The organism is Streptococcus porcinus (genome assembly GCF_900475415.1).
Classification (GTDB): Bacteria; Bacillota; Bacilli; order Lactobacillales; family Streptococcaceae; genus Streptococcus; species Streptococcus porcinus.
The window spans coordinates 1,443,253-1,466,881 of sequence record NZ_LS483388.1; the positions used below are offsets into that span (position 1 = coordinate 1,443,253).

Annotated in this window: 27 protein-coding genes; 3 read left to right on the forward strand and 24 right to left on the reverse strand. The window is 36.7% G+C overall.

The window, feature by feature from the left end:
• Positions 1–111: 111 nt before the first annotated feature.
• From era to DQM45_RS07230, 15 genes are all read right to left on the reverse strand, one after another.
• Positions 112–1,011, reverse strand: a complete 900-nt coding sequence (gene era / locus DQM45_RS07160) for a GTPase Era (RefSeq protein WP_003082670.1) — start codon at positions 1,009–1,011, stop codon at positions 112–114.
• A gap of 21 nt (positions 1,012–1,032) precedes the next feature.
• Positions 1,033–1,434 (reverse strand): diacylglycerol kinase family protein, encoded by a 402-nt coding sequence (locus DQM45_RS07165; protein ID WP_003086108.1) that lies wholly within the window; start codon positions 1,432–1,434, stop codon positions 1,033–1,035.
• The gene (gene ybeY / locus DQM45_RS07170) at positions 1,415–1,912 is read right to left on the reverse strand and encodes an rRNA maturation RNase YbeY (protein WP_003083967.1); all 498 of its coding nucleotides are present in this window, start codon (positions 1,910–1,912) and stop codon (positions 1,415–1,417) included. The genes DQM45_RS07165 and ybeY overlap by 20 nt, the downstream gene beginning before the upstream one ends.
• Positions 1,913–2,005: 93 nt before the next feature.
• Positions 2,006–2,578: a uracil-DNA glycosylase family protein gene (locus DQM45_RS07175; RefSeq protein WP_003085605.1), complete on the reverse strand. Its 573-nt coding sequence runs from the start codon at positions 2,576–2,578 to the stop codon at positions 2,006–2,008.
• Between the two features lie 25 nt (positions 2,579–2,603).
• Entirely contained in the window at positions 2,604–3,077 is a 474-nt protein-coding gene (locus DQM45_RS07180; RefSeq protein WP_003085072.1) for an NUDIX hydrolase, read from the reverse strand.
• Between the two features lie 42 nt (positions 3,078–3,119).
• Positions 3,120–4,199: a PhoH family protein gene (locus tag DQM45_RS07185; protein ID WP_003083228.1), complete on the reverse strand. Its 1,080-nt coding sequence runs from the start codon at positions 4,197–4,199 to the stop codon at positions 3,120–3,122.
• A gap of 173 nt (positions 4,200–4,372) precedes the next feature.
• Entirely contained in the window at positions 4,373–6,145 is a 1,773-nt protein-coding gene (locus DQM45_RS07190) for an oleate hydratase (protein ID WP_003084758.1), read from the reverse strand.
• Positions 6,146–6,310: 165 nt separating this feature from the next.
• Complete coding sequence (locus tag DQM45_RS07195; protein ID WP_003084007.1) at positions 6,311–6,526, reverse strand: YozE family protein; 216 nt, start codon at positions 6,524–6,526, stop codon at positions 6,311–6,313.
• A complete protein-coding gene (gene msrA, locus DQM45_RS07200) occupies positions 6,526–7,032 on the reverse strand; it encodes a peptide-methionine (S)-S-oxide reductase MsrA (RefSeq protein ID WP_003082990.1) in 507 nt (168 codons plus the stop codon). The genes DQM45_RS07195 and msrA overlap by 1 nt, the downstream gene beginning before the upstream one ends.
• An 80-nt stretch (positions 7,033–7,112) precedes the next feature.
• Entirely contained in the window at positions 7,113–7,967 is an 855-nt protein-coding gene (locus DQM45_RS07205) for a CvfB family protein (protein ID WP_003085427.1), read from the reverse strand.
• Between the two features lie 109 nt (positions 7,968–8,076).
• Entirely contained in the window at positions 8,077–8,634 is a 558-nt protein-coding gene (frr, locus tag DQM45_RS07210; protein WP_003084215.1) for a ribosome recycling factor, read from the reverse strand.
• 25 nt (positions 8,635–8,659) lie between these two features.
• Positions 8,660–9,388 carry a UMP kinase gene (gene pyrH, locus DQM45_RS07215; protein ID WP_003085747.1) on the reverse strand — a complete coding sequence of 243 codons (729 nt, stop codon included), beginning with the start codon at positions 9,386–9,388 and terminating at the stop codon, positions 8,660–8,662.
• Positions 9,389–9,842: 454 nt separating this feature from the next.
• A complete protein-coding gene (rplA, locus tag DQM45_RS07220; protein WP_003082715.1) occupies positions 9,843–10,532 on the reverse strand; it encodes a 50S ribosomal protein L1 in 690 nt (229 codons plus the stop codon).
• 105 nt (positions 10,533–10,637) lie between these two features.
• The gene (gene rplK / locus DQM45_RS07225) at positions 10,638–11,063 is read right to left on the reverse strand and encodes a 50S ribosomal protein L11 (protein WP_003085047.1); all 426 of its coding nucleotides are present in this window, start codon (positions 11,061–11,063) and stop codon (positions 10,638–10,640) included.
• Between the two features lie 164 nt (positions 11,064–11,227).
• Positions 11,228–12,316: a baeRF6 domain-containing protein gene (locus DQM45_RS07230; RefSeq protein ID WP_003082976.1), complete on the reverse strand. Its 1,089-nt coding sequence runs from the start codon at positions 12,314–12,316 to the stop codon at positions 11,228–11,230.
• 168 nt (positions 12,317–12,484) lie between these two features.
• Between DQM45_RS07230 and DQM45_RS07235 the strand changes: the two genes are divergently transcribed.
• Positions 12,485–12,835 carry a DUF3397 domain-containing protein gene (locus DQM45_RS07235; RefSeq protein WP_003085768.1) on the forward strand — a complete coding sequence of 117 codons (351 nt, stop codon included), beginning with the start codon at positions 12,485–12,487 and terminating at the stop codon, positions 12,833–12,835.
• Between the two features lie 71 nt (positions 12,836–12,906).
• Here the strand turns inward: DQM45_RS07235 and DQM45_RS07240 are convergent, their stop codons facing one another.
• Positions 12,907–15,312, reverse strand: a complete 2,406-nt coding sequence (locus tag DQM45_RS07240) for a DNA translocase FtsK (protein ID WP_003084255.1) — start codon at positions 15,310–15,312, stop codon at positions 12,907–12,909.
• 95 nt (positions 15,313–15,407) lie between these two features.
• Between DQM45_RS07240 and DQM45_RS07245 the strand changes: the two genes are divergently transcribed.
• Positions 15,408–16,220 carry a peptidylprolyl isomerase gene (locus DQM45_RS07245; protein WP_003085825.1) on the forward strand — a complete coding sequence of 271 codons (813 nt, stop codon included), beginning with the start codon at positions 15,408–15,410 and terminating at the stop codon, positions 16,218–16,220.
• Between the two features lie 52 nt (positions 16,221–16,272).
• Here DQM45_RS07245 and DQM45_RS07250 read toward each other — a convergent pair whose 3' ends face one another.
• The 3 genes from DQM45_RS07250 to DQM45_RS07260 are packed head-to-tail and all read right to left on the reverse strand — an operon-like array spanning position 16,273 to position 18,825.
• Positions 16,273–17,112 (reverse strand): metal ABC transporter permease, encoded by an 840-nt coding sequence (locus DQM45_RS07250; RefSeq protein WP_003083511.1) that lies wholly within the window; start codon positions 17,110–17,112, stop codon positions 16,273–16,275.
• The gene (locus DQM45_RS07255; RefSeq protein WP_003082598.1) at positions 17,113–17,835 is read right to left on the reverse strand and encodes a metal ABC transporter ATP-binding protein; all 723 of its coding nucleotides are present in this window, start codon (positions 17,833–17,835) and stop codon (positions 17,113–17,115) included.
• 57 nt (positions 17,836–17,892) lie between these two features.
• Positions 17,893–18,825 (reverse strand): metal ABC transporter substrate-binding protein, encoded by a 933-nt coding sequence (locus DQM45_RS07260; RefSeq protein WP_003083941.1) that lies wholly within the window; start codon positions 18,823–18,825, stop codon positions 17,893–17,895.
• A gap of 144 nt (positions 18,826–18,969) precedes the next feature.
• Here DQM45_RS07260 and DQM45_RS07265 point away from each other — a divergent pair, with 144 nt between their 5' ends.
• A complete protein-coding gene (locus DQM45_RS07265) occupies positions 18,970–19,617 on the forward strand; it encodes a metal-dependent transcriptional regulator (RefSeq protein WP_003083221.1) in 648 nt (215 codons plus the stop codon).
• A gap of 30 nt (positions 19,618–19,647) precedes the next feature.
• On the opposite strand, the gene DQM45_RS07270 is transcribed toward DQM45_RS07265, so the two are convergent.
• The 5 genes from DQM45_RS07270 to DQM45_RS07290 form a co-directional block, all read right to left on the reverse strand.
• Positions 19,648–20,337 carry a 5'-methylthioadenosine/adenosylhomocysteine nucleosidase gene (locus tag DQM45_RS07270; RefSeq protein ID WP_003084894.1) on the reverse strand — a complete coding sequence of 230 codons (690 nt, stop codon included), beginning with the start codon at positions 20,335–20,337 and terminating at the stop codon, positions 19,648–19,650.
• Between the two features lie 12 nt (positions 20,338–20,349).
• Entirely contained in the window at positions 20,350–20,607 is a 258-nt protein-coding gene (gene macP / locus DQM45_RS07275; protein ID WP_003083800.1) for a cell wall synthase accessory phosphoprotein MacP, read from the reverse strand.
• A gap of 2 nt (positions 20,608–20,609) precedes the next feature.
• Positions 20,610–21,161 (reverse strand): NUDIX domain-containing protein, encoded by a 552-nt coding sequence (locus tag DQM45_RS07280; RefSeq protein ID WP_003085342.1) that lies wholly within the window; start codon positions 21,159–21,161, stop codon positions 20,610–20,612.
• Between the two features lie 23 nt (positions 21,162–21,184).
• Entirely contained in the window at positions 21,185–22,564 is a 1,380-nt protein-coding gene (gene glmU, locus DQM45_RS07285; protein ID WP_003083743.1) for a bifunctional UDP-N-acetylglucosamine diphosphorylase/glucosamine-1-phosphate N-acetyltransferase GlmU, read from the reverse strand.
• A gap of 97 nt (positions 22,565–22,661) precedes the next feature.
• Positions 22,662–23,627 (reverse strand): Gfo/Idh/MocA family protein, encoded by a 966-nt coding sequence (locus DQM45_RS07290; protein WP_003085419.1) that lies wholly within the window; start codon positions 23,625–23,627, stop codon positions 22,662–22,664.
• Between the last annotated feature and the right edge of the window lie 2 nt (positions 23,628–23,629).

Genomic DNA, 23,629 nt, shown 5'->3' on the forward strand with positions numbered 1-23,629 from the left:
TTATATAAAAATACCTTTAAGCCAACTTGACTTAAAGGTATTTTCTTTTTTCAAATTTTAACCAAGAGACTTTTAATGCGACAACTAAGTGTTGCATTTCGAATTACAATATCAGTATTCTTTTTGATTATAACCAAAGTCGGCTAGGTCTAGTTTTTTGTCGCGCCAATTCTTTTTGACTTTAACCCATGTTTCTAGGTAGACTTTGTCACCTAACATAAGTTCGATGTCACGGCGAGCCATTTTGCCGATTTTCTTGAGCATAGCTCCTTGTTTACCGATGATGATGCCTTTTTGGCTGTCACGTTCAACCATAATGGTTGCACGGATATGAACTTTGTCGGTATCCTCATCACGCTTCATGGATTCTATTACTACTGCGACTGAATGAGGGATTTCCTGTTGTGTTAAGTGTAACACTTTTTCACGGATCATTTCTGAGACCAAGAAGCGTTCTGGGTGATCTGTTATTTGATCAGCTGGGAAATATTGGAAGCCCTCTTCTAGGTTGTCTGTTAATAAGGACATGAGGGTTGGAATATTGTTGCCTTCTAAAGCTGAGATTGGAACAATTTCTTTGAAATCCATTTGACTTCTAAAGTCGTCAATTTGTTCTAAGAGTTGATCTGGATGGACTTTGTCGATTTTATTAATAACTAGAATAACGGGAATCTTGGCATTTTTGAGACGTTCCATAATCATCTCGTCGCCCTTTCCTCGCTTTTCGTCTGCTGGAACCATAAAGAGAACGGTATCGACTTCTCTTAAGGTACTGTATGCAGACTCGACCATGAAGTCGCCTAAAGCTGTTTTAGGTTTGTGAATTCCTGGAGTATCTATGAAAACAATTTGTTCTTGCTCGGTTGTATAGATACCCATAATTTTGTTACGTGTAGTCTGCGCCTTATCACTCATAATGGCAATTTTTTGGCCCATAACATGGTTTAAAAAGGTCGATTTTCCGACATTTGGTCGGCCGAGGATAGCAACAAAACCTGATTTAAATGACATATTTTCTCCGTTTTCTGATAATTAAAAAATAAGTGCCCATAGCTTGGGGGCAAAAATAATGAGTCCGGTGATGACAGCATATAGGGACATGACTAAAACAGCCCCTGCTGACATATCTTTAGCTTTTTTGGCCAACATAGAAAAGTGATATTCACTGGCCAAATCCACGACGTTTTCTACAGCAGAGTTAACAATTTCTAAGGCAATGACTAAAAAAATCGCTAGAAAAAGGAATAACCACTCAGTTGCTGAAATGTCAAAGAAGATACCAGCAGTTGTCGCTATTAAGGCAGATAGCAAGTGACTTTTTAAATTACGTTCTTCTTTAATTGCTGTCACTATTCCTGTTAAAGCAAACTCTAAGCTAGAGGTGACAGTTCTATTTTTCCATTTACGTTGGGATTTATTGTCTTGTAAGGCCATAAGCAGTCAAAATCTCTTCCTGTAGTGTGAACATTTCTTTTTCTTCTTCTGGCGTGTAGTGGTCGTAACCAGTAATGTGTAAAAATCCATGGACAGCAAGAAAGCCCATTTCTCTTTCAAAGGAGTGACCATACTCTTGTGCTTGTTCTCTAGCCTTATCTATCGAAATAAAAAGCTCCCCAATATATGCGTCAAATTCTGCCAGCATTTCTGCCAAGTCTGGATTATCTTCTAGATCACTTTCGTCAAAAAGAATGGGTCTCTCAGGTTTATATTCTAAAGAAATAACATCAGTAGGACGATCTGTATCACGATATTCCAAGTTGAGCTCGTGACTTCGTTCATTAGTAACGAAGGTAACAGACATTTCTTTTTCAGCTTTACCAGTTTTTTTAGCGGCAAAGTTAAGCAAATCTTTTGTTTGCTCCATAATCTCTTGCGAAACAAGTCCCGTTTCGTCAATCATCTCGATATACATAGATTCTTCTTTCAATTGCTTTTATCATTTCATTATACCATAAGAAAGTTGAAAATGGGAATATCATCACTATGACAGTCTCAAAGAGGTTCTCTATTTAAGGAGGTTAGCGACTTTTTCTTGAAGGACAGGTACTACTTCTTCTTCAAACCAAGGATTCCTCTTTAACCAAAGCTGGTTTCGTGGAGAAGGATGAACTAAAGGGAAAAATCTTGGTAAGTAATCTTGATATGCTTTGACGGTTTCTGTCAGATTTTCCTTTTTTGTCTTTCCTAAATAGTAGGCTTGAGCATACTGTCCTACTAAAATGACTAGTTCAACGTTTGGTAAAAGATCAAGCAATGGCTGGTGCCACTTCTGAGCAAAGTACTTACGGGGAGGCAAATCTCCACCCTTACCTTTACCGGGGTAATAAAAATCCATGGGCAAAATAGCAAACTTTCCAGAATGATAAAACGTTTCCTCATCTACTCCTAACCATTGTCTGAGCTTTAACCCACTGCGGTCATTCCAAAAAAGCTTGGTCTCCTGAGCGACTATGCCTGGTGCTTGTCCCACAATTACTATCTTAGCATTCTTCGGTGCAGAATAAAGAGGTTCGATTCCTTTTTCAGTATATTTTTGATTATCTGTATCATCCATAATAGCCTTAAAAATCTTATCCATAAAAACGTTCCTTTCATTTATAATCTTAATGTCCAAGTTTATAGTTACCTGAAAAATATTCTTCTATTATCTGCTGATGCTGCTCATTTACTAGCAGAATATCTTTGATCCTTTCTTCTGAGAAAAATGCTAATTCTAAAGTTTCCTCATTTGTAACACCGTTGATATCATAAGGTGCAATGGCTCTGAGTTTATAAACTATACCAACTGTCTGCGCACGATCTCCATTTGGGAATAAGGTTTCAAAATTAGTATAGACATTAAGTAATTTCAAAGCTTCAACTTGAATGCCAGTCTCTTCAAAAAATTCTCGAATCACTGTATCAAGAGAGGATTCTCCTAATTCCATACAGCCCCCAGGAACCCCCCAATTTCCCGTATCAGCCCGTTTTTGAAGTAAGATTCTTCCATACTGATCTTCTAAAATACCTGCTGCAAAAGGAAGTAAGATTGAATCTTGACCAACTTTTGACCTAATATACTTAATATAATCCGACATAGTTTTCCTTTCACAAAAAGCCCTTCCAAAGAAGAGCTTGTTTTATTTGTCAAGTGGTTTTTCAGGCAACTCCTCGATTACCTCATAAGAAGTCAAGCCAGATTCTTGATTGGTATGATCTTTACTTTCCTTTTGAGAATTGCTAACGCTAGCCTGAAGTTCGACACTGGCTTCGCTTTCATAGGCTTGAATAATATCCGCAACAACTGGGTGTCGTACCACATCTGACGCTGAAAAATACACAAAATCAATGGCTCGGATATGGCGTAACTTTTGACTAGCATCAATCAAACCAGACTTAACATTTTTAGGCAAGTCAATTTGGCTAGTATCACCATTAACAATCATTTTAGAATTAAAGCCTAGGCGAGTTAGAAACATCTTCATTTGCATAATAGTAGTGTTTTGGGCTTCATCCAAAATAACAAAAGCGTCATCTAGAGTCCTACCACGCATATAAGCAAGCGGAGCAATCTCAATGATTTCTCTTTCCATCATCCGACTTGTCTGTTCTTTCCCTAAAATCTGATAAAGAGCATCATAGACAGGTCTCAGGTAAGGGTCCACTTTTTCTTTCAAATCGCCTGGTAAGAAACCTAGGCTTTCACCTGCTTCAACAGCAGGGCGAGTTAGGATAATACGTTTGACCTGACCTCGTTTCAATGCCTTAACAGCAAGCGTAACGGCTAAGAAAGTTTTCCCGGTTCCAGCGGGACCAACTCCAAAAACAACATCATGCTTATTAAGACTTTCGACATAAACTTTTTGACCAAGTGTCTTCACACGGATTGGTTTACCGTTGTTATCCTTGATAATTTCTTCTTCATATAAAGCCACAAATTTGTCAATAGTTCCTTTTTCTGCCATTGACAAAGCAGTAACAACATCAGAAGTATTAACTATCATTCCTCTATTTACAAGAACTAGCAAGGCTTGAATCGTTAAGCGAGCTAATTCAACCGCTTCTTGATCATCACCGACTATCTGGACACGCTCAGTCCGCGCATGGATAATAATTTCTAAATGATTTTCAATTAATTTTAAATGGCGCTCATTGCTACCAAAAAGCGATAAAACATCATCAGGATGATTTAAAGCAATCTCTGCTGAATATTCTTGCAAATGTATCTTCCTTTTCTTACATATTATAGTCTCATTATAACAAAAAATAAAATTAAAGGGGGAAATATCTTGTTGACATGCTGATGAAAAAGGAGAATTGTAAAGGAATCACAGTTCAAAATAATTAAAGAACCCTTGAAAAATGTTCAAGAGTTCTTTAGGATTAATATTTTTTATAACAAATGGGCTTCTTCCAATAATTCTTCTAGAAAAGTTCCTTTAATCTTCTTAAGGCCCACTTTTCTAATCATTTGTGGAATAGGTAAGTCCATATCTTCAATAGCTTTTTTGTCATTGAGGTAATACATTGCTTTCAACAATTCTCGGATATCATAGGTTGAATTGAAAACTTCTGGGATCCCTCGTTCAATATCTAAGAACATATAAACTGCTTCCATTGCTGTACGAATTGAATACTCAGTTGTGAAGACAGTATCACGACTTGGAGATTCTGCAAAATTACCAATAAAGGCTAAATTGACAGAACCATCAGGAATAACCTTAGGCCGATCTCCTTTTACACGAGGCATGAAATAACTTGTGATATAAGGCATATAAACTGGTACAGTATTGACACTTTCTTGATTTGCTAAATCATGGATTTTATTTTCAGGAACACCGAGATGATATAAAAGTTCCTCAGTAATTTCTTGTCCTGTACACTCTTCAATAGGTTTTTGAATATAGTTTCCCTTTATATTTGAATACAATCCATAGATCCATACTGCTGTCTCATTCTCTTTTTGTTCTTTAAAATGAGGTTGTCGGTGAATAGCAAAGCTCATCATCCAATTAGAATCAGTAATGGTGATAATACCGCCAGAATTAATTTTACCATCATGTAAATCTCTATGTGTCAAACGCTCAATATAAGGCTCAAGGGCAGGATTTTTTATAGTTGCTGTTGCTGACACAAACCAAGATTCAGCAGGTAAGTCTTTATAGAAGACTTTTGGATGGCCAAATTCATCTGATTGAGCTGCTAAATTTTCCCAAAGATTCCAAGAACCACCTAAGTCTTTGTTCGGTTTTGCAACGGTATGATGACTTCCATAGTTGGTACTTTCTGTGATAGAACCATTGGTTACAAAGACTAAATCATCCTCTGTTAAGCTAATTTTTTTAGATTGTCCAGAGGTACTCAACAAGAGCTCTTTAGCTACTTTCTTATCAGGTTTAATATCAACTCTGATATTATTAACTTTGGTATCGAACTGAATATCAACACCATGTGATTCTAAATAAGCAATAATAGGTTTTACCATTGAATCATATTGATTGTATTTATTGAATTTCAAGGATGTGAAGTCTGGTAAACCATCTATATGATGAATAAAGCGCATCGCATAACGGCGCATTTCGACTGCAGAATGCCATTTTTCAAAGGCAAACATAGTTGCCCAATATACCCAGAAATTGCTCTTAAAGAATTCCTCTGAGAAAACATCTTCAATCGTTTTTGTTCCCAGGTCTTCTTCTTTTGTCATTACTAGTGTAATCAATTCTTTAGAATGTTTACCTAAAGTATACTGACCATCATCAGGAACACGATTTCCTCTCTTATGAATCAAACGACAATTAGATGAATTAGGATCATCCTTATCTAGCCAGTAAAATTCATCCAAATAGGAAGCATCAGGAACTTCTAACGAGGGAATAGAACGGTACATATCCCACATACATTCAAAATGGTTTTCCATTTCACGTCCACCACGTGTTACAAAACCGATATCGGGACGCTTAATACCATCTAACGAACCCCCAGAAAGTGGAAGCTCCTCTAAGATGTGAATATGATCACCAGCCATTTGACCATCACGAATGAGAAATACTGCCGCTGCTAAGCCTGCTAAGCCTGAACCAATAATATAAGCTGACTTGCCATCCACCTTTTTAGGTTTGCGTGGTCTAGCAAAGGCTTCAAAATTTCCACTACTGTAATACATATAGAGTCCTCCTTTTATGTTACTTCTTTTAAACACCTTCATTCTACTCTTAAATTCTGAGTTCTGCCAATGAAAACCGCCAAAAAGGCTGGACTTTAAACAATTTTAGACAAAGTGTACAAAAAGAGCTTTACTCTATCGTAAAGCTCACAATTATAATCTTCATTAATGTGCCAAATAATCTTCCCAAATTTGATCAAAATAGCCTAAATTAAAGGAAAATACTGCTTGATCTTCTAAGTAACGACTAATGACATCAAAATCATCGCTATGTTTTGGAAACGTAGTATCTTCAAATACCAAATCTGCTAAAATGGCTACTGGATCATTTGACTTAGAATCCCGCTGAGTCATTAACCAATTATAAAACGATTTTCTCACTACCAATTCTCCTTTAAAAATTCATGTCTTCGTCTACTACTTTGGGCATAGCGTCCTGGATTCTTCCTATAGAAAGCTTGATGATAGTCCTCTGCTGGGTAAAAAGGCTGTGCCTTCTCTATTGTGGTCACAATAGGTTTCGTAAAATGGCCAGAAGCTTGCAATTGTTCCTTGGACAGCTCTGCTATTTCCTTTTGCCTAGCATCAAAATAATAAATAACTGGGCGATAATTATCACCTCGATCTTCAAATTGACCAAAAGCGTCTGTCGGATCTGTCTGTTGCCAATAGAGCTGCACTAATTCTGAATAACTGATTTTTTCAGGGTCAAAAATGATTTCAACAGCTTCTGTATGACCTGTTTTCCCACTACAAACCTCTTCGTAAGTAGGATTAACAGTACGACCACCAGTATAACCACTGAGGACTGAAATAACTCCTGGGTGTTCTTCAAAAGGTTCTACCATACACCAAAAACATCCACCTGCAAAAATAGCTCTTTCCATCACTGCACTCCTATCACAAATCTAATGGTCTCATTGTAGCAAAAAACTTTGCCTCTGGCAAAGCTTTTATTATCCTTGTTTTAGAGTAACTCCGTTCCACTAGCATCTTGTTTAATACGCTTTGCTTTCATCAGTGTTCCTAGGGCTTTTTTAAATTGACCTTTTGAAATCCCGAAGGTTGTCTTGATGTCCTCAGGTGATGATTTATCGTTAAGAGTCATGAAGCCACCATTGGATTCTAAGTATGTCAGAATCATTTGTGCATCATTTTCTAACATTTCAAATGATCTCGGTTTAATAGATAGGTTCAAGGTTCTGTCAATATCTCTAAAACCGATAACACGCGCGTCTAAGACCTGACCTAATCGGGGTTCATTGTAGCGTTCACTAGGATGAATATAGCCCAACATGTTGTTTTCAGGCAGATAGACAAAGGTTCCAGACATTTTTAGACGATAAACAATGGCAGGCCAGTTTTGGTTTTGCATATTATTATAAGCAGGGTCAGCCATCTTTTGAAACACTTCTGGTTCAGCAGGTATCCCCCAGATACGATCTTTTTTATCGACTTCTAACTTAATATAGAGACGGTCTCCCTTTTTGGGCCACAATTCTTTCAATTCAGGAAGAAGATCTAAAGAAACCACAATTTCCTTATCTGGAATGCCAGTATCAACAAAAACACCTAAGTCTCGTCGGACATCAACAACTTCACCCCAACCATACTGATGTCGTGTTGATTTGATGTCTTTAGTGGTTAAGCGAAGTTTCTGTTTTTGATCAAGGTAGGCAAAACCAGTGACCATGTCACCAATAGCGTGAGAACCTTCTTCTTTAGATAGATTGAAAATAAAGCCGTCCTTTTGAACAAAGTAAGACTGGTCATTTTCTTCACGGATTAAACCTGTTAGTTGTGTTGCTAATAATTCATTCATTTTTATTTTCTTTCTTAAAAAGGTAGGCAGACCTTCAAAACAGAGTTTCTGAAATCTTTGCCTACCTCCTTCTTATTCTACTTCTCTATGAAAGGAACGACAAATCTCCTTAAACAGATAAGAGTTCCTTTTCTTTTTCAGCTGTCATAGCATCAATATGCTTAATTGCATCATCGGTTGCTTTTTGAATATCTTTTTCCAATGTTTTTAATTCATCTTCAGAAATTTCTTTATCTTTTTCTTGTTTTTTAGCTTCATCCATAGCATCACGACGGATGTTACGAATAGCTACTTTTTGATTTTCACCAACTTTTTTAACTTCTTTAGCAAGATTTTTACGTGTTTCTTCCGTTAAAGCGGGAATTACTAAGCGGATAACAGAGCCATCGTTTGCTGGAGTAATACCTAAATCAGAAGCGTTGATTGCTCGTTCAATATCTTTGATAGAGTTTTTGTCAAATGGGGAAATCAATAAAACACGTGCTTCTGGCACTGTGATAGATGATAGTTGATTTAGAGGTGTCGGTGCCCCATAATAATCTACTTGAATACGGTCTAACAAACTTGCATTCGCACGACCGGCACGGATACTTGCGTATTCACGTGATAAAGATTGAAATGATTGTTCAAATCGTTGATTTGCTTTGTCAATAATAGCATTTGCCATATTTTATTCCTCTTTCTATTCTTCTTTAATCGATAATTTTATTTGATACTGTTGTTCCGATGTGTTCACCAAAAACAACTCGTTTGATGTTACCTGCTTCGTTCATATTAAAGACAACCAAATCAATGTCATTGTCCATTGATAAAGTTGATGCAGTAGCATCCATAATTTTAAGACCTCGTTTGATAACTTCACCATGAGTCAATTCATCGAATTTAACTGCATTCGCATCTTTTTTAGGATCTGCATTGTAGACACCATCAACACCATTTTTTGCCATCAAAATGGCATCCGCCTCAATTTCAGCGGCACGTAGAGCAGCTGTTGTATCTGTTGAAAAATAAGGTGATCCAATCCCTGCACCAAAGACAACAATACGTCCTTTTTCAAGATGACGCAATGCGCGACCTCGGATATAGGATTCAGCAACATTTTGCATTGGAATAGCTGTTTGAACTCGAGTGTCTACTCCATAATGTTGTAAACTATCTGCCATAACTAAGGCATTCATAACCGTGCCTAACATACCTGTGTAATCAGCTTGCACACGATCCATCCCTGCTTCAGCTGCAGGTTCTCCTCGCCATAAATTACCACCACCGATGACGAGTGCAATTTGCACACCAGAAGCATGCACTTCTGAAATTTCTTTGGCAATTTCTTGTACGGTCGGAATATCTATCCCGACACCTTTATCTCCTGCTAAAGCTTCACCAGATAATTTTATTAAAATACGTTGATATTTAGGTTTCACAATGATTATCTCCTTATTTTGTCCTTTATTATTCTACCATAAAACCATTGAATTTGATAGTTGAATACAATAAGGTCTAAGATAAAATTTAACGTTTATGAAAATCTTATAACTCTACTCAGTGACACCAAAACGGATGAAGGACTGGTTTTAAATCAATATGATATTACATAAGCTCCGCTAATTTTTTAAATCGGAACTACCTAAGGCAGTCAATTGACAGTCAAAAAGTAAAACAAAAAGCTTGCAAATAGATAGGTGGGGTTGCTTCATATAATGGCTTGCTGCTTCCAATGTATATTTTTGAGTTAATAGAAATTTTCCTATCAGATAAATTAAGGACAGCTACAATTTTTTAATAAGAAACTTCTTTATTAACTTTTCGATTTATTAAAGTTCTTTTAAGAGTTCCATTTTTTAACAAAAAAAAAGCTATCCGCAGATAGCTCCTTTATTACATTGTTGATGGGTCAACTTTAATACCAACACCCTGTGTTGAAGTAATTGACACATTTGTCATGTAAGTCCCTTTCGCTGTTGAAGGTTTAGCTTTTACCATTACATCGTTAAATGCTTTGAAGTTCTCAACTAATTTATCAGCATCGAATGATACTTTACCGATGATAGCTTGTACGTTACCAGCTTTATCAGCACGATAAGTAATCTTTCCACCTTTAGACTCTTCAACTGCTTTAGTAACATCCATAGTTACAGTACCAGTTTTAGGGTTTGGCATCAAGTTACGAGGTCCAAGGACACGTCCAAGACGACCTACGATAGCCATCATATCTGGTGTTGCGATAACAACATCAAAATCAAGCCATCCGCCATTAATTTTAGCTACTAAGTCATCTTCACCAACGAAGTCTGCTCCGGCAGCTTTTGCTTCTTCAGCTTTAGCACCACGCGCAAATACAAGTACACGTTGTGTTTTACCAGTTCCATTTGGCAATACCATTGCGCCACGGATTTGTTGGTCTGCTTTACGAACGTCAATGTTTAAGTTATATGCAACTTCAACTGATGCGTCAAATTTTGCAAAGTTAGTTTCTTTAATTAATGCTACAGCTTCTTCTACGCTGTATGCTTTTGTGCTATCAACTTTTTCAAGTGCTGCACGCATTTGTTTGCTTTTTTTAGCCATTTTAAAATTCTCCTTGTAATGTGGTCATATCGATTTGATTTAAAATCTCCCACGTCACTCATCAAATTATGATGAAGTCTTGCGGGTAATAGGGTTCAAAACTGATTAGTCAGTGATAGTGAATCCCATTGAACGAGCAGTACCTTCGATCATACGCATTGCTGACTCAACGTTTGCTGCGTTTAAATCTGGCATTTTAGTTTCAGCAATTTCTTGCACTTGTGCACGAGTAACTGTTGCAACTTTTGTTTTGTTAGGTGTGCCTGATCCTTTTTCAACACCGGCAGCTTTTTTCAAAAGAACTGCAGCTGGGGGTGTTTTAGTAATGAAATCAAATGATTTGTCTTCATAAACTGAGATAACAACTGGGATGATCATACCTGCTTGGTCAGCTGTACGAGCGTTAAATTCCTTAGTGAATCCCATGATGTTGATACCTGCTTGACCTAGTGCTGGTCCAACTGGTGGAGCTGGTGTAGCTTTACCAGCAGGGATTTGAAGTTTTACAAGTTTTTCGACTTTTTTAGCCATTTTAAAAATCCTCCTGTTGTGGTTTTGGCGGTAACTAAGATTTTTACCTCCCACAGTTATGCATATAGCATACCTTACTATTATACAATGTTTTTTAAAAAAAGCAACTCAAATCTCTATAAAATTTAAAGAATGAGAGGTGAATTTACCTCTCATTCTTCACTTTAATATCGGAGACGAGCACTAATGCCAAAATCTCCTTCTAATTGATCTGAATCCAAAATATAAACTTTTCCTTTAGCTTGGTAGGTTGCTAGGACAATATCTTTTATAGTAAATCGTTTGTCCATCTCACTCTCTGTTGAAAGAACTCTGTCCTCAACGATAATTAATTCATCAATTCGATTTTCGCGTGCCAGAGTTTTGATTTCGTCCAACTGATCATTAACACGGTATTCTGGCTTAGTTTCCACAAATCGCTTACTTAACGAGGTTAAAGTTTGACTGCGGTAGCCAGCAATAAACTCGGAAGCTCGCTCTGCAATTTCCTCTATAGATACTTTAGCACCTGATAGTTCAATTCCCGTATCCATTAGCGGTAAATATTTACTGATTGAGCGGAAAGTTGCTTGGTTCTCTGACAAACTATACAAAATTAATGGGCGCGACTCTTGACCAAAGGTCTCCATTAAATGATTATCGACAGCTCGGAAAAAGTTTTCTCGATCAATCTCTTTTTCAGCACTAGTTTCATTATGCCCATGAAATCCCGGCTGACCAGGTCCGCCTTTTGCAGCTGAACCAGAATGACTTAATTGTCCTCCATCTTTTTCATGACCTAGAACTTCAGTCAGTTGAAGAGGCCACTCATCTTCTTTTACTTCTCGAATAGAATCTTGGCTAACTTCGAAGACATGAGCACTATCTTGGTTCAAAACTAAAAGATGGTAATCGCTATTAAATTGGTAATGTTTGATAAGAGGAGCTATATTAGGGCCATCTCCAAAAAGCATTTGATCGTTAACTGGAATATTAAGATGATAATAAAAGACCTGTTCCTCATTTATATATAAAAGAAGACTTTTTGTAGCAGTTAAAAGTTCCCTTTCAGCTTTACGCACAACTTCAATTTGTTTTTGCCATGAAGAACCTAAATCTTGGACTGCGTTCTCTGCTTCCTTGAGATAGTTTTCAAGTTTGAGACTATCCTTCTCGGAATAAGCAGAATAGTCATCTAAAGCAAAGCTGATGGAAATAAAAGGTTGAGTCTCTGTAAGCAGTTCTGGAACTGGGAATGTATGTAACTGTTTCATAATAAACTTCCTTTCTTCTTTCTATGCTTCTAATGTACCATATTTCAGGGTCAATTTCTAATAAAAACCCTTAGTGACCACTTGATTTACTTTTTGAATTGCCATTTCTATTCAGAAATTTTAAGAACATTTATTTACAAGTTATCGTTTAAAGGTTAAAATAATGCTATGATAACATACAAATTAATTGCATTGCTTTTTATTGTTCTGACACCCCTTGTCTCACAGATTTTAGTAACTTTTTTTAAACTTAGTCGGTACGGTTTAAAGTTTCCTGATTTAGCCTTTCTACTTTTTGCCTTAGAGATCGCTATTGTTTCGGGAAAATTCTTTAATAACAATTTTTTACCTTATTACCTGATTATATTATCACTACTAGCAATCATTATCACTTTAACATTAGTCATTAGAAGTCAGCGTTTTACCTATTCACGTTTTATTAAACTCTTTTGGCGAATCGGCTTCCTCATGACTTTCTTTGGGTATTTAATACTTGTAATAGTGATTTTCACAAAATAAAAGGCTTTGTCAATTTGAGACAAAGCTTTTTATGTAAGATAGACCTTACTAAGGACACGAGTTTTATTGCATCATTGTGTTTGCAAAACCTTTCTTGGTTTGGTTCCTTCTGCTGGTCCAATAACCCCGGCTTCTTCTAATTCGTCCATCAAGCGAGTTGCTCGATTAAAACCAACTGATAGACGTCGTTGAATCATCGAAGCAGAGGCTTTTTGAGTCTCAAGAACTAAGGCTTTTGCTTCTTCAAAGAGGGGGTCTCCTTCACTAGAATCACCAGAGCCAGTCGCCATATCTGCTTCAGTAACTTCACCTGGATCAAAGGAATCATCATAATCAGCGTCGGCTTGCTCCTTAATAAATGACACAATACGTTCAACATCATCATCTGAAATGAAGGAACCTTGTAATCTAACGGGATGATTCTCATCAATCGGTTTAAAGAGCATATCTCCTCGTCCCAAAAGTTTTTCAGCACCATTTTCATCTAAAATAGTTCGACTATCTGTTCCAGACGAAACAGCAAATGCAATCCGTGATGGAACATTAGCTTTAATCAAACCGGAGATGACATCAACAGATGGCCTCTGCGTAGCTAAGATCATATGAATACCAGCAGCACGTGCCTTTTGCCCCAAGCGAATGATAGCATCCTCTACTTCTTTGCTGGCAACCATCATCAAGTCAGCTAGTTCATCAACGATAACAACAATTAAAGGTAGAGGAATTTGTTTCTCTTCAGACTGGCTGTTAAATGCTTCAACCTTGGCATTGTAACCAGCTATATTTCGGACACCCACCTTACTGAAGAGTTCATAACGATTTTCCATCTCATCAACAACCTTCTGCAGGGCTTTGCTGGCCTTACGAGGATTAGTTACAACTGGAATAAGGAGATGAGGAATGTCATTATAAACAGATAATTCGACCATCTTAGGATCAACCATTAAAAATTTAACTTGATCAGGTCTGGCTTTCATCAAAATACTAGAAATAATACCATTAACAGCCACAGACTTCCCTGATCCTGTCGAACCGGCCACTAATAAGTGGGGCATCCTAGTTAAATCAAAACTACGTGCCATACCATTAATAGCTTTTCCGAGCGGGACTTCCAAAAGTTTTTCAACTGAACTATTAGATTGTTCCCATAGCTCACGAAAAGAAACAGTCGCAATTTCAGAATTCGGGACTTCAATACCAACCAGAGATTTTCCTGGAATAGGTGCCTCTATTCTGACATCCTTAGCTGCCAAGGCTAAGGCTAAGTCGTCTGCCAAGTTAGAGATGCGATTAACACGGACTCCAACAGCTGGTTTAATTTCATACTTGGTTACTGATGGTCCAATCTCTGCTCGCTCAACCTTAACATCAATACCAAAACTTCGGAAGGTATCTTCTAAAACCCTAATATTCTTACGTACCAAATTCTTTTCTTTTGATTGATCTTTAGGTTTATCGGGTTCAAACAAATCAATTGTCGGCAGCTTGTAAAGTAAATTTGTTTTTGGCGTGAAATCTACTTCGATCGGTTCATCATCCAGTCTATCTGTTTCTAGCTCTTGGGCAGGGATAGCTGTCCTTGTATTTTCCCCTGAGAGGTAGTCAGCCTCTAAATCCTCAAGCGGAAAATCAATTACTTCTTCATCAAGATGGGATTGGTATGCTACAATTTCTGGCTCAGCTTGTCTAAGATTTGAAAAATCATCTGCTCCTAGAACCACCTCTGGACCTGTTCCTTCCAAAATCTCTCCCGTCTCCAAGTCAATATTTTGATTGAGGGACATTTGAGCTTCTAAGGCTTCTTGTTCTAATTGTGCTTGCACAGCTAATGCTTTGGCCTCTTCACGTTTGACAAAGTGTTCTTCCCGTCGACGTCTTTGCTGATCAGCAAAGCTTTGCCAAAGAGCTTTAACATAATGACTAACATCGTAAACATCCCATGGTGTCATTAGGAAGATTCCTAGCAGAATAATTAAGGCACCGATAAAGAAAGACCCAATATTAGAAAAAAGGAACGATACTGGTTTATAGATTAAAGCACCAAGCATACCACCACCAAGGAAGTTTTGCACTTTAAATCCCAAGAGATCTTGAGTAATCAATCGAGTTGTGTAAGTGAAAACCTCATGATTTTTAAGATTAGGAGAGGTAAATAAATAAGCATGCCATTCAATCAGTAACCCCATGAAAAAAATGATAAAACCAGCAATCAAACCTTCTTGTTTTCGTAACCATTTAAAACAAAATAGGTAGCAAAAAACAGCAAGAATAAAAAGGTAAGCCAAACTACCTACCATAAAACGAATAACATTATATGCTGTAATCCCAAATATCCCTAGTCGAATCGCGGCAAAAATCAAAACAAGAGCTAGTAAGAATGAAAAAATCATTCGTTTGATGGCTCTTTGCTTTTCAATCTCTGCCTTTGTGGAACGTCTCTTTTTAGTTCCTTTTTTATGTTGTTTTCTTATAGCCATAGATTTATTATACCATTTTTTAAAGAGAAAGAAATATACTTATCAAGGAGCGGACTTTATGATAAAATAAAGGAAAATCAATCTAAGGAGAAACCATGAAGAAAGTTCTGACCATATCGCTTCTTGCTTTAAGCCTAGTAAGTCTTACTGCATGTGAGTCAATTGATCGTCTAATCAAAGGTGATAAATATGTTGACGATAAAATTGCCAAAGAAGAATCTTCTGCAGCAACTAAAGCTTATGAGGCTCAAATCGAGAAAGCCTTAAACGCTGATAAATATCAGTTTCCACAATTATCAAAAGAAGTCGCTAAGGATGAAGCTAAAGTATTAATTAAAACTAGCGAAGGAGATATTACTTTAAAACTTTTCCCTAAATATGCTCCCTTAGCTGTTGAAAACTTCCTAACTCATGCTAAAGAAGGTTATTATAATAATCTAACTTTTCACCGTGTTATTACCAATTTCATGATTCAATCTGGTGATCCTAAGGGTGATGGCACAGGTGGTGAGTCCATTTGGAATGGGAAAAATACAAAGATTGATGCTGGAAATGGCTTTGCAAACGAAATTAGTCCTTACCTCTACAATATCCGTGGCGCTCTAGCAATGGCTAACGCAGGGGCAGATACCAATGGTAGCCAATTCTTTATCAACCAAAATCCTGGTAATCAGGCTAAAAAATTATCTGAAAACCATTATCCCAAACCAATTATCGATGCCTATAGGGAAGGGGGAAACCCTAGTTTAGATGGCGCTTATACTGTCTTTGGTCAAGTTATTGATGGCATGGATACAGTAGATAAAATTGCCAAAGCTGTTGTTGATAGCAGTGATAAACCAACCCAAGATATTACTATTCTTACCGTAACTGTTCAAAAGGACATGCCAGCAAAAAGCAAGAAATAAGTAAGATTAAAAAACAGTTCCAATTGTCCTTAGACAGTTAGAACTGTTTTTTTTATAATTGTTTTTTCTTAAGTTTTCGAACTTGCTTCGGTGAAAAGAAGAAACTAATAGCAAAAATAATAGAGGAGGTTAACACAATGCTTGAACCCGCTGCAATATTGAAAGTATAGCCCAAAAACAGACCTAAAATTGATGTCAGAGCTCCTAGCGTAGAAGACATTATCAGCATCGTTTTAAGACTATTAGCGTAGAGATAAGCAGTCGCAGCCGGTGTTATCAACATAGCTACTATTAAGATAGTACCCACACTTTGCATCGCTGTTACTGAAACAAGAGTCAGCAAAACCATTAATAAATAATGATAAAATGAAACGTTTATTCCCATTGTTTTGGCCAAAATAGGATCAAAAGAAGTTAGGAGTAACTCTTTAAAAAATAGGATAATTAAACCTAGTACTAGTACAGAAACAAAAATGGTAATCCATTTATCACTATCTTGTACAGCTAGAATATTACCAAAAAGGATATGAAATAAATCTGTGGAACTATTAGCCACACCAATCAAAATAACACCTAACGCTAAAAAAGAACTAAAAGTAATACCAATAGCGGTATCTCCTTTAATAACACTATTTTCTTTTATAAAGGTAATCAATATCGATGCCAACAGTCCAAAAATAATCGCACCAATGAAAAAGTTCATCCCTAAAATAAAAGAGAGAGCTACACCCGGCAATACAGCATGGGAAATAGCATCTCCCATTAATGACATCGACCGTAAAATAATAAAGCAGCCAACAGCACCTGAAACAATTCCAATAACAACTGCCGTAACTAGGGCATTTTGAAGGAAATGATATGACAAGAAGCCATTTATAAACTTATCAAACATTTAAGCATCTCCTCCTTTCACAATCAACTCATTTCCATAGGTTTTAGAAAGATTGTCAATTGTAAAGACATCAGAAACCGAACCAAAAGCAACAACCTGACCATTTATCAATAAGACTTGATCAAAATAATCTTCAACCTTACTTAAGTCATGATGAACAATTAATATTGTTCGTCCCTGATTTTTAAGTTTTTTGAGCAAATCAACAATAATGGTTTCACTCAGAGAATCAATACCAACAAAAGGTTCATCAAGAAACAGATATTCTTGATCCTGTATCAAACAACGAGCTAACAGCATACGTTGAAATTGACCACCAGATAAAGCTTTTATTGGTTTTTTGGCATAGTCAGTTAATCCTACATCTTCCAGAACTTTCTGTGCCATTTCCTTTTCTTTACTCTTCACATTTTTAAATAAACCCAACTTACCATAGGTCCCTAACAAAACGCACTCTTCAACAGTAATAGGAAAATTAAAGTCAATCTGACTTCGTTGTTCAACATAAGCAATCGCTTTATAAGCTGAGGATAAATCATGATTGATAATAATTTTACCATCATAATCAACTAAGCCTAAAATTGCCTTCATTAGAGTTGACTTTCCAGCCCCATTAGGTCCTATAATTCCGATAATCCCAGGTTCACTAATTTGTAGATCAACATTACTCAAGACTGTTTTGTTACCATCATAGCTAACCTTTAAGTCTTTTATCTCTATCATTTCTCCTCCTAAAATAAAAGAAAGCACACAACCAGCTTGACCATGTGCCTTCAGCTATTATTTTGCTAATCCTTCAGAAATTTTATCAAGATTCCACTTCATCATAGCGTAGTAACTATCGCCGTCTTGACCTTTTTTAGCAATAGAATCTGTAAAAATTTCAGAATAAATTGGAATACCACTATCTTTAGAAACAGATTTCATCGGACGGCTGTCCACACTTGATTCAACAAAGAGAGCTGACGGTTTTTTAGCTTTTAATTTTTCAATCAAGCTTGATATTTGGTCAGGCGTTCCTTCTTCTTCTGTGTTAATTTCCCAAATATAAGCAGATGGTACCTTATATGCTTTTGAGAAATATTTAAAACATCCTTCGCTTGTCACGATAACTTTCTTGTTTTCTGGAATTTTATCAAATTTAGATTTAGCTTCTTTATCTAATTTTTCTAGCTTAGCCAAGTATTTATCTAAATTTTCTTGATAATAATCTTCATTTTTAGGATCTTTTTGGCTTAAACGCTTAGCAATATTTTTAGAATAAATCATCCCATTTTCTAAATTTAACCAAGCATGAGGATCTTCTTTACCTTTTTCAGATTGGCCTTCTAAATAAATGACATCAATCCCATCTGAAACAGCAAAGTAATCCTTATTTTTCTTCTTATTTGCATTTTTAACCAATTTAGTGAACCACGCATGACCACCATCTTCTAAGTTAATACCATTATAAAGAATTAAGTCAGCAGAGCTGGTTTTTTCAACATCTTCTGGTAATGGCTCATACTCATGTGGATCTTTACCAATCGGAACAATGCTGTGAAGATTAATTTTATCTCCAGCTATATTTTTCGTCATATCAGCAATAATAGAGTTAGTAACGACCACATTCAGTTTTTCATTTTTAGCAGCTTTAGAACCCGTTCCTGAACAAGCTGTTAAGACAATAATGGATAGAAAAGCTGTCACAATTAGACTTAGCTTCTTAAACATAAGACTCTCCTTAAATTAGTTTATTTAATTAATTAGGTATAGTTAATTATATTATTAATGTACATTACAAAACATCTTTTGTCAAGATTTTTCTGAAATATTTTGTTATAATAATCATTATAAATAACAGAAAGGCATAGCCCTATGACGCCTAATAAAGAAGATTACCTTAAATGTATCCACGAACTAGGACAAATTCAACTTAAAATTTCTAATAAAATGATAGCGGAGAAAATGCAGGTATCTCCCCCTGCTGTATCTGAGATGCTCAAAAAAATGATTAATCAAGAATGGATTCAAAAAGATACCAAGAAAGGTTATGTATTGACAGACAAAGGGAGTGACCTTGTTGCAAATCTATACCGCAAACACCGCCTTATTGAAGTCTTTTTAATCAATCAATTAGGATATAGTCCTCAGGAAGTTCATCAAGAAGCGGAAATTTTAGAACATACCGTTTCTAATACTTTTATTGATCGGCTTGATGAAAATTTAGGGTTTCCTACCTTTTGTCCCCATGGTGGGACCATTCCGCGTAAGAACGAACCCCTCAAAGAGATTAACCATCAAACTCTAAGCCAACTATCCTCACCAGGGACCTATAAGTTAGCTCGAATCCATGATCACATTGAATTAATCAATTATTTGGAGCAGCATGACTTAAGATTAAATACCCTTATTGACCTGCAACAGATTGATAACTTTGCTAAAACCTATACCATAAGTTACAACAACAAGTCATTAACCATTCCAGAAATTATTGCAGAACGACTTTATATTTCAGAAGCGTAAAAAAACGATTGGTCTTATTCCAATCGTTTTTTATAATGCTTCTAAAAATGCTAGTAAAACTTGAGCAGATTTTCGACCAGCCTCTACAATAAATTGATCAAAGGTAATATTGGCATCATGTGCTGCAGTATCACTCATAGCTCTAATGACAATGAAAGGTTTACCGCAGGCGTATGCTGCTTGAGCAATTGCTGCACCTTCCATCTCCACAGCTAGAACATCTGGAAAATGGTCTTTAATTACCTTGAGTTTCTCAGGTCCTGCAATAAACGAATCCCCCGTAGCAATAAGACCAATAGCACTATTGCACTCTGCTTGATCTAAAACTGTTTTAAAAACAGTCACAAAATCAGGGTGACTCTCAAAATAAAGTGGCTGCATGGACATCTGTCCGTAATCGTAACCAAATGCCCTTAGGTCAACATCATGATAAACTAATTGGTTTGCAACGACCACATCACCAATCTGCAAATGTGGTGCAACTGCACCTGCAGAACCTGTATTAATCAAGGCATCAACCTCAAAGTATTCAACTAAAATAGCGACTGTCATTGCAGACATAACTTTGCCAACACCTGATTGAACTAAGATGATGTCTTGTCCAGCAATCTTACCAGTATAATAGGTATTCGCTAAAATATTATGACTTTCTTTGTCAGCTAATTGCTCCACTAACAAGCGCAATTCTTCTTCCATTGCGGCAATTATTCCGATTTTCATTTGTTATCCTTCTTATAAGTTAAATATGGCGTAAATAAGAAAAGCAATTAAAAGAACCAAGGCAATCAATAACATATTCAACTTTGACTGAAATTGATGACGCTTGGCATTTTCTATGCGTCGACTTTTATAAATCCGCTCAGAATTATCTTCCGTATCCTCTGAAAAACTAACAATCTTTGTTTCAGAATCTACCTCAAAATCCTCTTCGATATACTCTCCACGTTTAGCTTTTTCAATAATTTCGTCAGTTAATAAGGATTTGCCCATTATTAGCTACCTCCTAGATATAGGCCAAAGTAATTGATAGCAATTATAGTTTTGGCATCTACAATTTGTCCCATAGCAATCAGATCTAAACAGTCTTGATAAGACAACTCATATACTTCAAGAACTTCATCATCATCTTGTGGTCTCGGATTTTCAACCTTTTGTAAATCTCTTGCAAGGTACAATCTTATCTTTTCATTTGAAAAACCGATTGCCGTATAAAATTCAGAGATTTGCTCTAATTGCCCTTTATAACCAGTTTCTTCCTCTAGTTCACGACTAGCGGCTTCTAATTCAGAACCTTCTTCACCGATTTCTAATTTTCCCGCTGGTATCTCATAAGAAACAGCCTCAATAGCTTTACGGTACTGTTTTACAATAAGAATATTATTTTCTGGAGTGACTGCTAGGATAGAAACGGCACCTCGATGGAGAACTAATTCTCGCTTAGCTTGACCCAAACCATTGGGTAATTCAACATCATCAACAACGACATCGAAAATAGCCCCTTCATAAATTGTTTGTCGAGCAATCGTTTTTTCTTCAAATTCCATGCTTCTTCTCCTTTATATCCGTTTTATTTATTTTCAGGATGGTGGGGTAGACGTTTAGCATAGCCTTCTTTTGTCACTTGACGACTTCTACCAATGGCGATACTATCAGCCACTACATTTTTTGAAATGGTAGAGCCAGCAGCAGTTAAAGCATTATCACCGATTTCAAGTGGCGCAATCAATGTTGAATTACTACCGATAAAGACATTATTACCTATGATAGTTTTGAATTTATGCTGCCCATCATAGTTAACTGTGATGGTACCAGCACCAAAGTTAACATCTGAGCCTACTTCCGCATTACCTATATAAGTTAGGTGACCAGCCTTAGTATTTTGCCCGATTGATGATCCCTTAACCTCAACAAAGTTTCCAACATGAACCTTTTCAGCCAAGGTCGAACCTGGTCTGATATGGGCGTAGGGTCCAACAGTAACTCCATCAGCTAACGTTGACTCTTCAACAGTGGAACTTGTAATGACAACACGTTGACCTACCTGAGCGTCTATAAGACACGTTCCATTAGTCAGAATAGTACCTGCACCAATTTTTGTATTTCCTTTTAAGGTCACGTTTGCTTCCAATAGCACATCAGGGTCAATAATAACATCACTTTCAATATAAGTGGCATCCGGATTTTGGAAGGTAACACCATTAACCATATGAATTTTATTGATACGTCGTCTCATAACAGATTCAGCAGTAGCAAGCGCTACACGGTCGTTAACTCCTAAACTTTCGTTGAAATCACGAAGAACATAAGCTCCAACTTTTTCACGATTTTCCCTAAAAATAGAAATAACATCTGTTAGATAATATTCACCTTGCGCATTGTTCGTATTGGTGTTTTTTAGAGCTTCGAAAAGGCGTTTGTTGTCAAAAACGTAGGTACCAGTGTTAATCTCAGTAACTTTTTGCTCGTACTCATTAGCATCTTTTTGCTCAACAATCTTTGTCACTTCTCCATCACTGTTGCGGATGATACGACCATAACCAAAGGGATCTTCAGCTTTAGCAGTCAGAATAGTCGCAACATTTTTATGGTTGACATGGTAATCAATTAAATTTTTAAGACTATCTCCAGTGATAAGTGGGGTATCACCTGCAATAACCAAAGTGTTCCCTTCTAAGCCAGCCAATTCTGCTTCAGCCATCATGACAGCATGTCCAGTTCCCAACTGCTCCGTTTGCAAGACAAATTCTGATTGTCCAGCTAATACTTCTTTTACTGATTCAGCCTTGTGCCCGACAACTGTTACGTTTTTTTCTGGCTGAATCGCAGCAACACTTCTAAAAACATGCTCTAGCATCGTCAGGCCTGATACTCTATGAAGCACTTTGGGTAAATCCGATTTCATACGAGTTCCCTTACCAGCAGCTAAAATGATTGCATAATTTGTCATATCTTTTCCTTTTTCCTAAATTCAATATCAACTCATTATAGCATATTTACAAGTGAAGTGTAGCAAAAAAGAGATTGACCGTGTCAATCTCAATCACTTATGACAGGCTTTCACTGGCTTTTTCAAGAACTTTCATAACTGATAAGCTATGATTTAATGCAGCTTGAGCACGGGCAAAATCTTTGAAATCAATTATTTCTTGAAAGACTTGGAATTCCGCAACCATACGATGATTTCCTTGATTCGTATTAAATTGTTGTGGCGATTCACCATTCTTTGTCACTTGGATTTCAGGCAGAGTATTTGTAGCACCAAGAATCGCAAGAGATCCCTTATTCCCCTGAATTGTTGATTTGATTTCAGCACTGCAATCTTTAGCTCCTATACAAACTGCTTTGAAATTAGCATAGTCTAAAAGCAAAATCCCCGATGTATCAACACCTCTCTCCATATTCGGCAGGTAAGTTACCTGCTCAGGTTCTCCAAATAAACCTACCACCAAATGGATATTGTAGATATTTAAATCCCTTAACGCTCCACCTCCTTTTTCAGGATCAAAAGCTGGCGCAATCACACCATCTTTAAAAGCATCGTAGCGCGAAGAATATTGAGAATAGTTACAATCAACAATTTTAATGTCACCGAGTTCAGACAAATGTTCTTTAATAAAACTGAAATTCTCTAAATACTGATTGGTAATAGCTTCTAAAAGCATTAACTGTTTTTGTTTAGCTAATTCTGCCAACTCCTGTGCTTGTGATAGTTTCAAAGTGAAAGGCTTTTCACAGATAACGTGTTTTCCAGCCAAAATAGCAGCCTTTGCCATTTCATAATGTAAATGGTTGGGCGTAGCAATATAGACAGTATCACTATTGCTATCGGCTAATGCTTCCTCTAAATCATCAAAAAAGTGAGGAATCTCGTATAAGTCAGAAAACATTTTGGCTTTATCAAGGCTTCTTTTAGTCGAAACAATTGCTTTAAGTTCTATCCCTTTGGTTTCTGATAAAACTGGTAGAGCTTCTTCAACGATCTTTCCTGTTCCAATAACTGTTAATTTCATCT

Coding starts and splice junctions, on each gene's coding strand:
- ybeY (WP_003083967.1), bottom strand. CDS start 1,912: ATGTATATCGAGATGATTGACGAAACGGGACTTGTTTCGCAAGAGATT.
- DQM45_RS07280 (WP_003085342.1), bottom strand. CDS start 21,161: ATGGAATTTGAAGAAAAAACGATTGCTCGACAAACAATTTATGAAGGG.
- macP (WP_003083800.1), bottom strand. CDS start 20,607: ATGGGCAAATCCTTATTAACTGACGAAATTATTGAAAAAGCTAAACGT.
- DQM45_RS07260 (WP_003083941.1), bottom strand. CDS start 18,825: ATGTTTAAGAAGCTAAGTCTAATTGTGACAGCTTTTCTATCCATTATT.
- DQM45_RS07255 (WP_003082598.1), bottom strand. CDS start 17,835: ATGATAGAGATAAAAGACTTAAAGGTTAGCTATGATGGTAACAAAACA.
- frr (WP_003084215.1), bottom strand. CDS start 8,634: ATGGCAAATGCTATTATTGACAAAGCAAATCAACGATTTGAACAATCA.
- DQM45_RS07270 (WP_003084894.1), bottom strand. CDS start 20,337: ATGAAAATCGGAATAATTGCCGCAATGGAAGAAGAATTGCGCTTGTTA.
- glmU (WP_003083743.1), bottom strand. CDS start 22,564: ATGACAAATTATGCAATCATTTTAGCTGCTGGTAAGGGAACTCGTATG.
- rplK (WP_003085047.1), bottom strand. CDS start 11,063: ATGGCTAAAAAAGTCGAAAAACTTGTAAAACTTCAAATCCCTGCTGGT.
- DQM45_RS07230 (WP_003082976.1), bottom strand. CDS start 12,316: ATGAAACAGTTACATACATTCCCAGTTCCAGAACTGCTTACAGAGACT.
- DQM45_RS07165 (WP_003086108.1), bottom strand. CDS start 1,434: ATGGCCTTACAAGACAATAAATCCCAACGTAAATGGAAAAATAGAACT.
- DQM45_RS07190 (WP_003084758.1), bottom strand. CDS start 6,145: ATGTATTACAGTAGTGGAAATTTTGAAGCCTTTGCTAGACCACGCAAA.
- DQM45_RS07235 (WP_003085768.1), top strand. CDS start 12,485: ATGATAACATACAAATTAATTGCATTGCTTTTTATTGTTCTGACACCC.
- DQM45_RS07240 (WP_003084255.1), bottom strand. CDS start 15,312: ATGGCTATAAGAAAACAACATAAAAAAGGAACTAAAAAGAGACGTTCC.
- DQM45_RS07265 (WP_003083221.1), top strand. CDS start 18,970: ATGACGCCTAATAAAGAAGATTACCTTAAATGTATCCACGAACTAGGA.
- DQM45_RS07290 (WP_003085419.1), bottom strand. CDS start 23,627: ATGAAATTAACAGTTATTGGAACAGGAAAGATCGTTGAAGAAGCTCTA.
- DQM45_RS07245 (WP_003085825.1), top strand. CDS start 15,408: ATGAAGAAAGTTCTGACCATATCGCTTCTTGCTTTAAGCCTAGTAAGT.
- DQM45_RS07205 (WP_003085427.1), bottom strand. CDS start 7,967: ATGAATGAATTATTAGCAACACAACTAACAGGTTTAATCCGTGAAGAA.
- rplA (WP_003082715.1), bottom strand. CDS start 10,532: ATGGCTAAAAAAAGCAAACAAATGCGTGCAGCACTTGAAAAAGTTGAT.
- DQM45_RS07250 (WP_003083511.1), bottom strand. CDS start 17,112: ATGTTTGATAAGTTTATAAATGGCTTCTTGTCATATCATTTCCTTCAA.
- msrA (WP_003082990.1), bottom strand. CDS start 7,032: ATGGAAAGAGCTATTTTTGCAGGTGGATGTTTTTGGTGTATGGTAGAA.
- DQM45_RS07180 (WP_003085072.1), bottom strand. CDS start 3,077: ATGTCGGATTATATTAAGTATATTAGGTCAAAAGTTGGTCAAGATTCA.
- era (WP_003082670.1), bottom strand. CDS start 1,011: ATGTCATTTAAATCAGGTTTTGTTGCTATCCTCGGCCGACCAAATGTC.
- DQM45_RS07175 (WP_003085605.1), bottom strand. CDS start 2,578: ATGGATAAGATTTTTAAGGCTATTATGGATGATACAGATAATCAAAAA.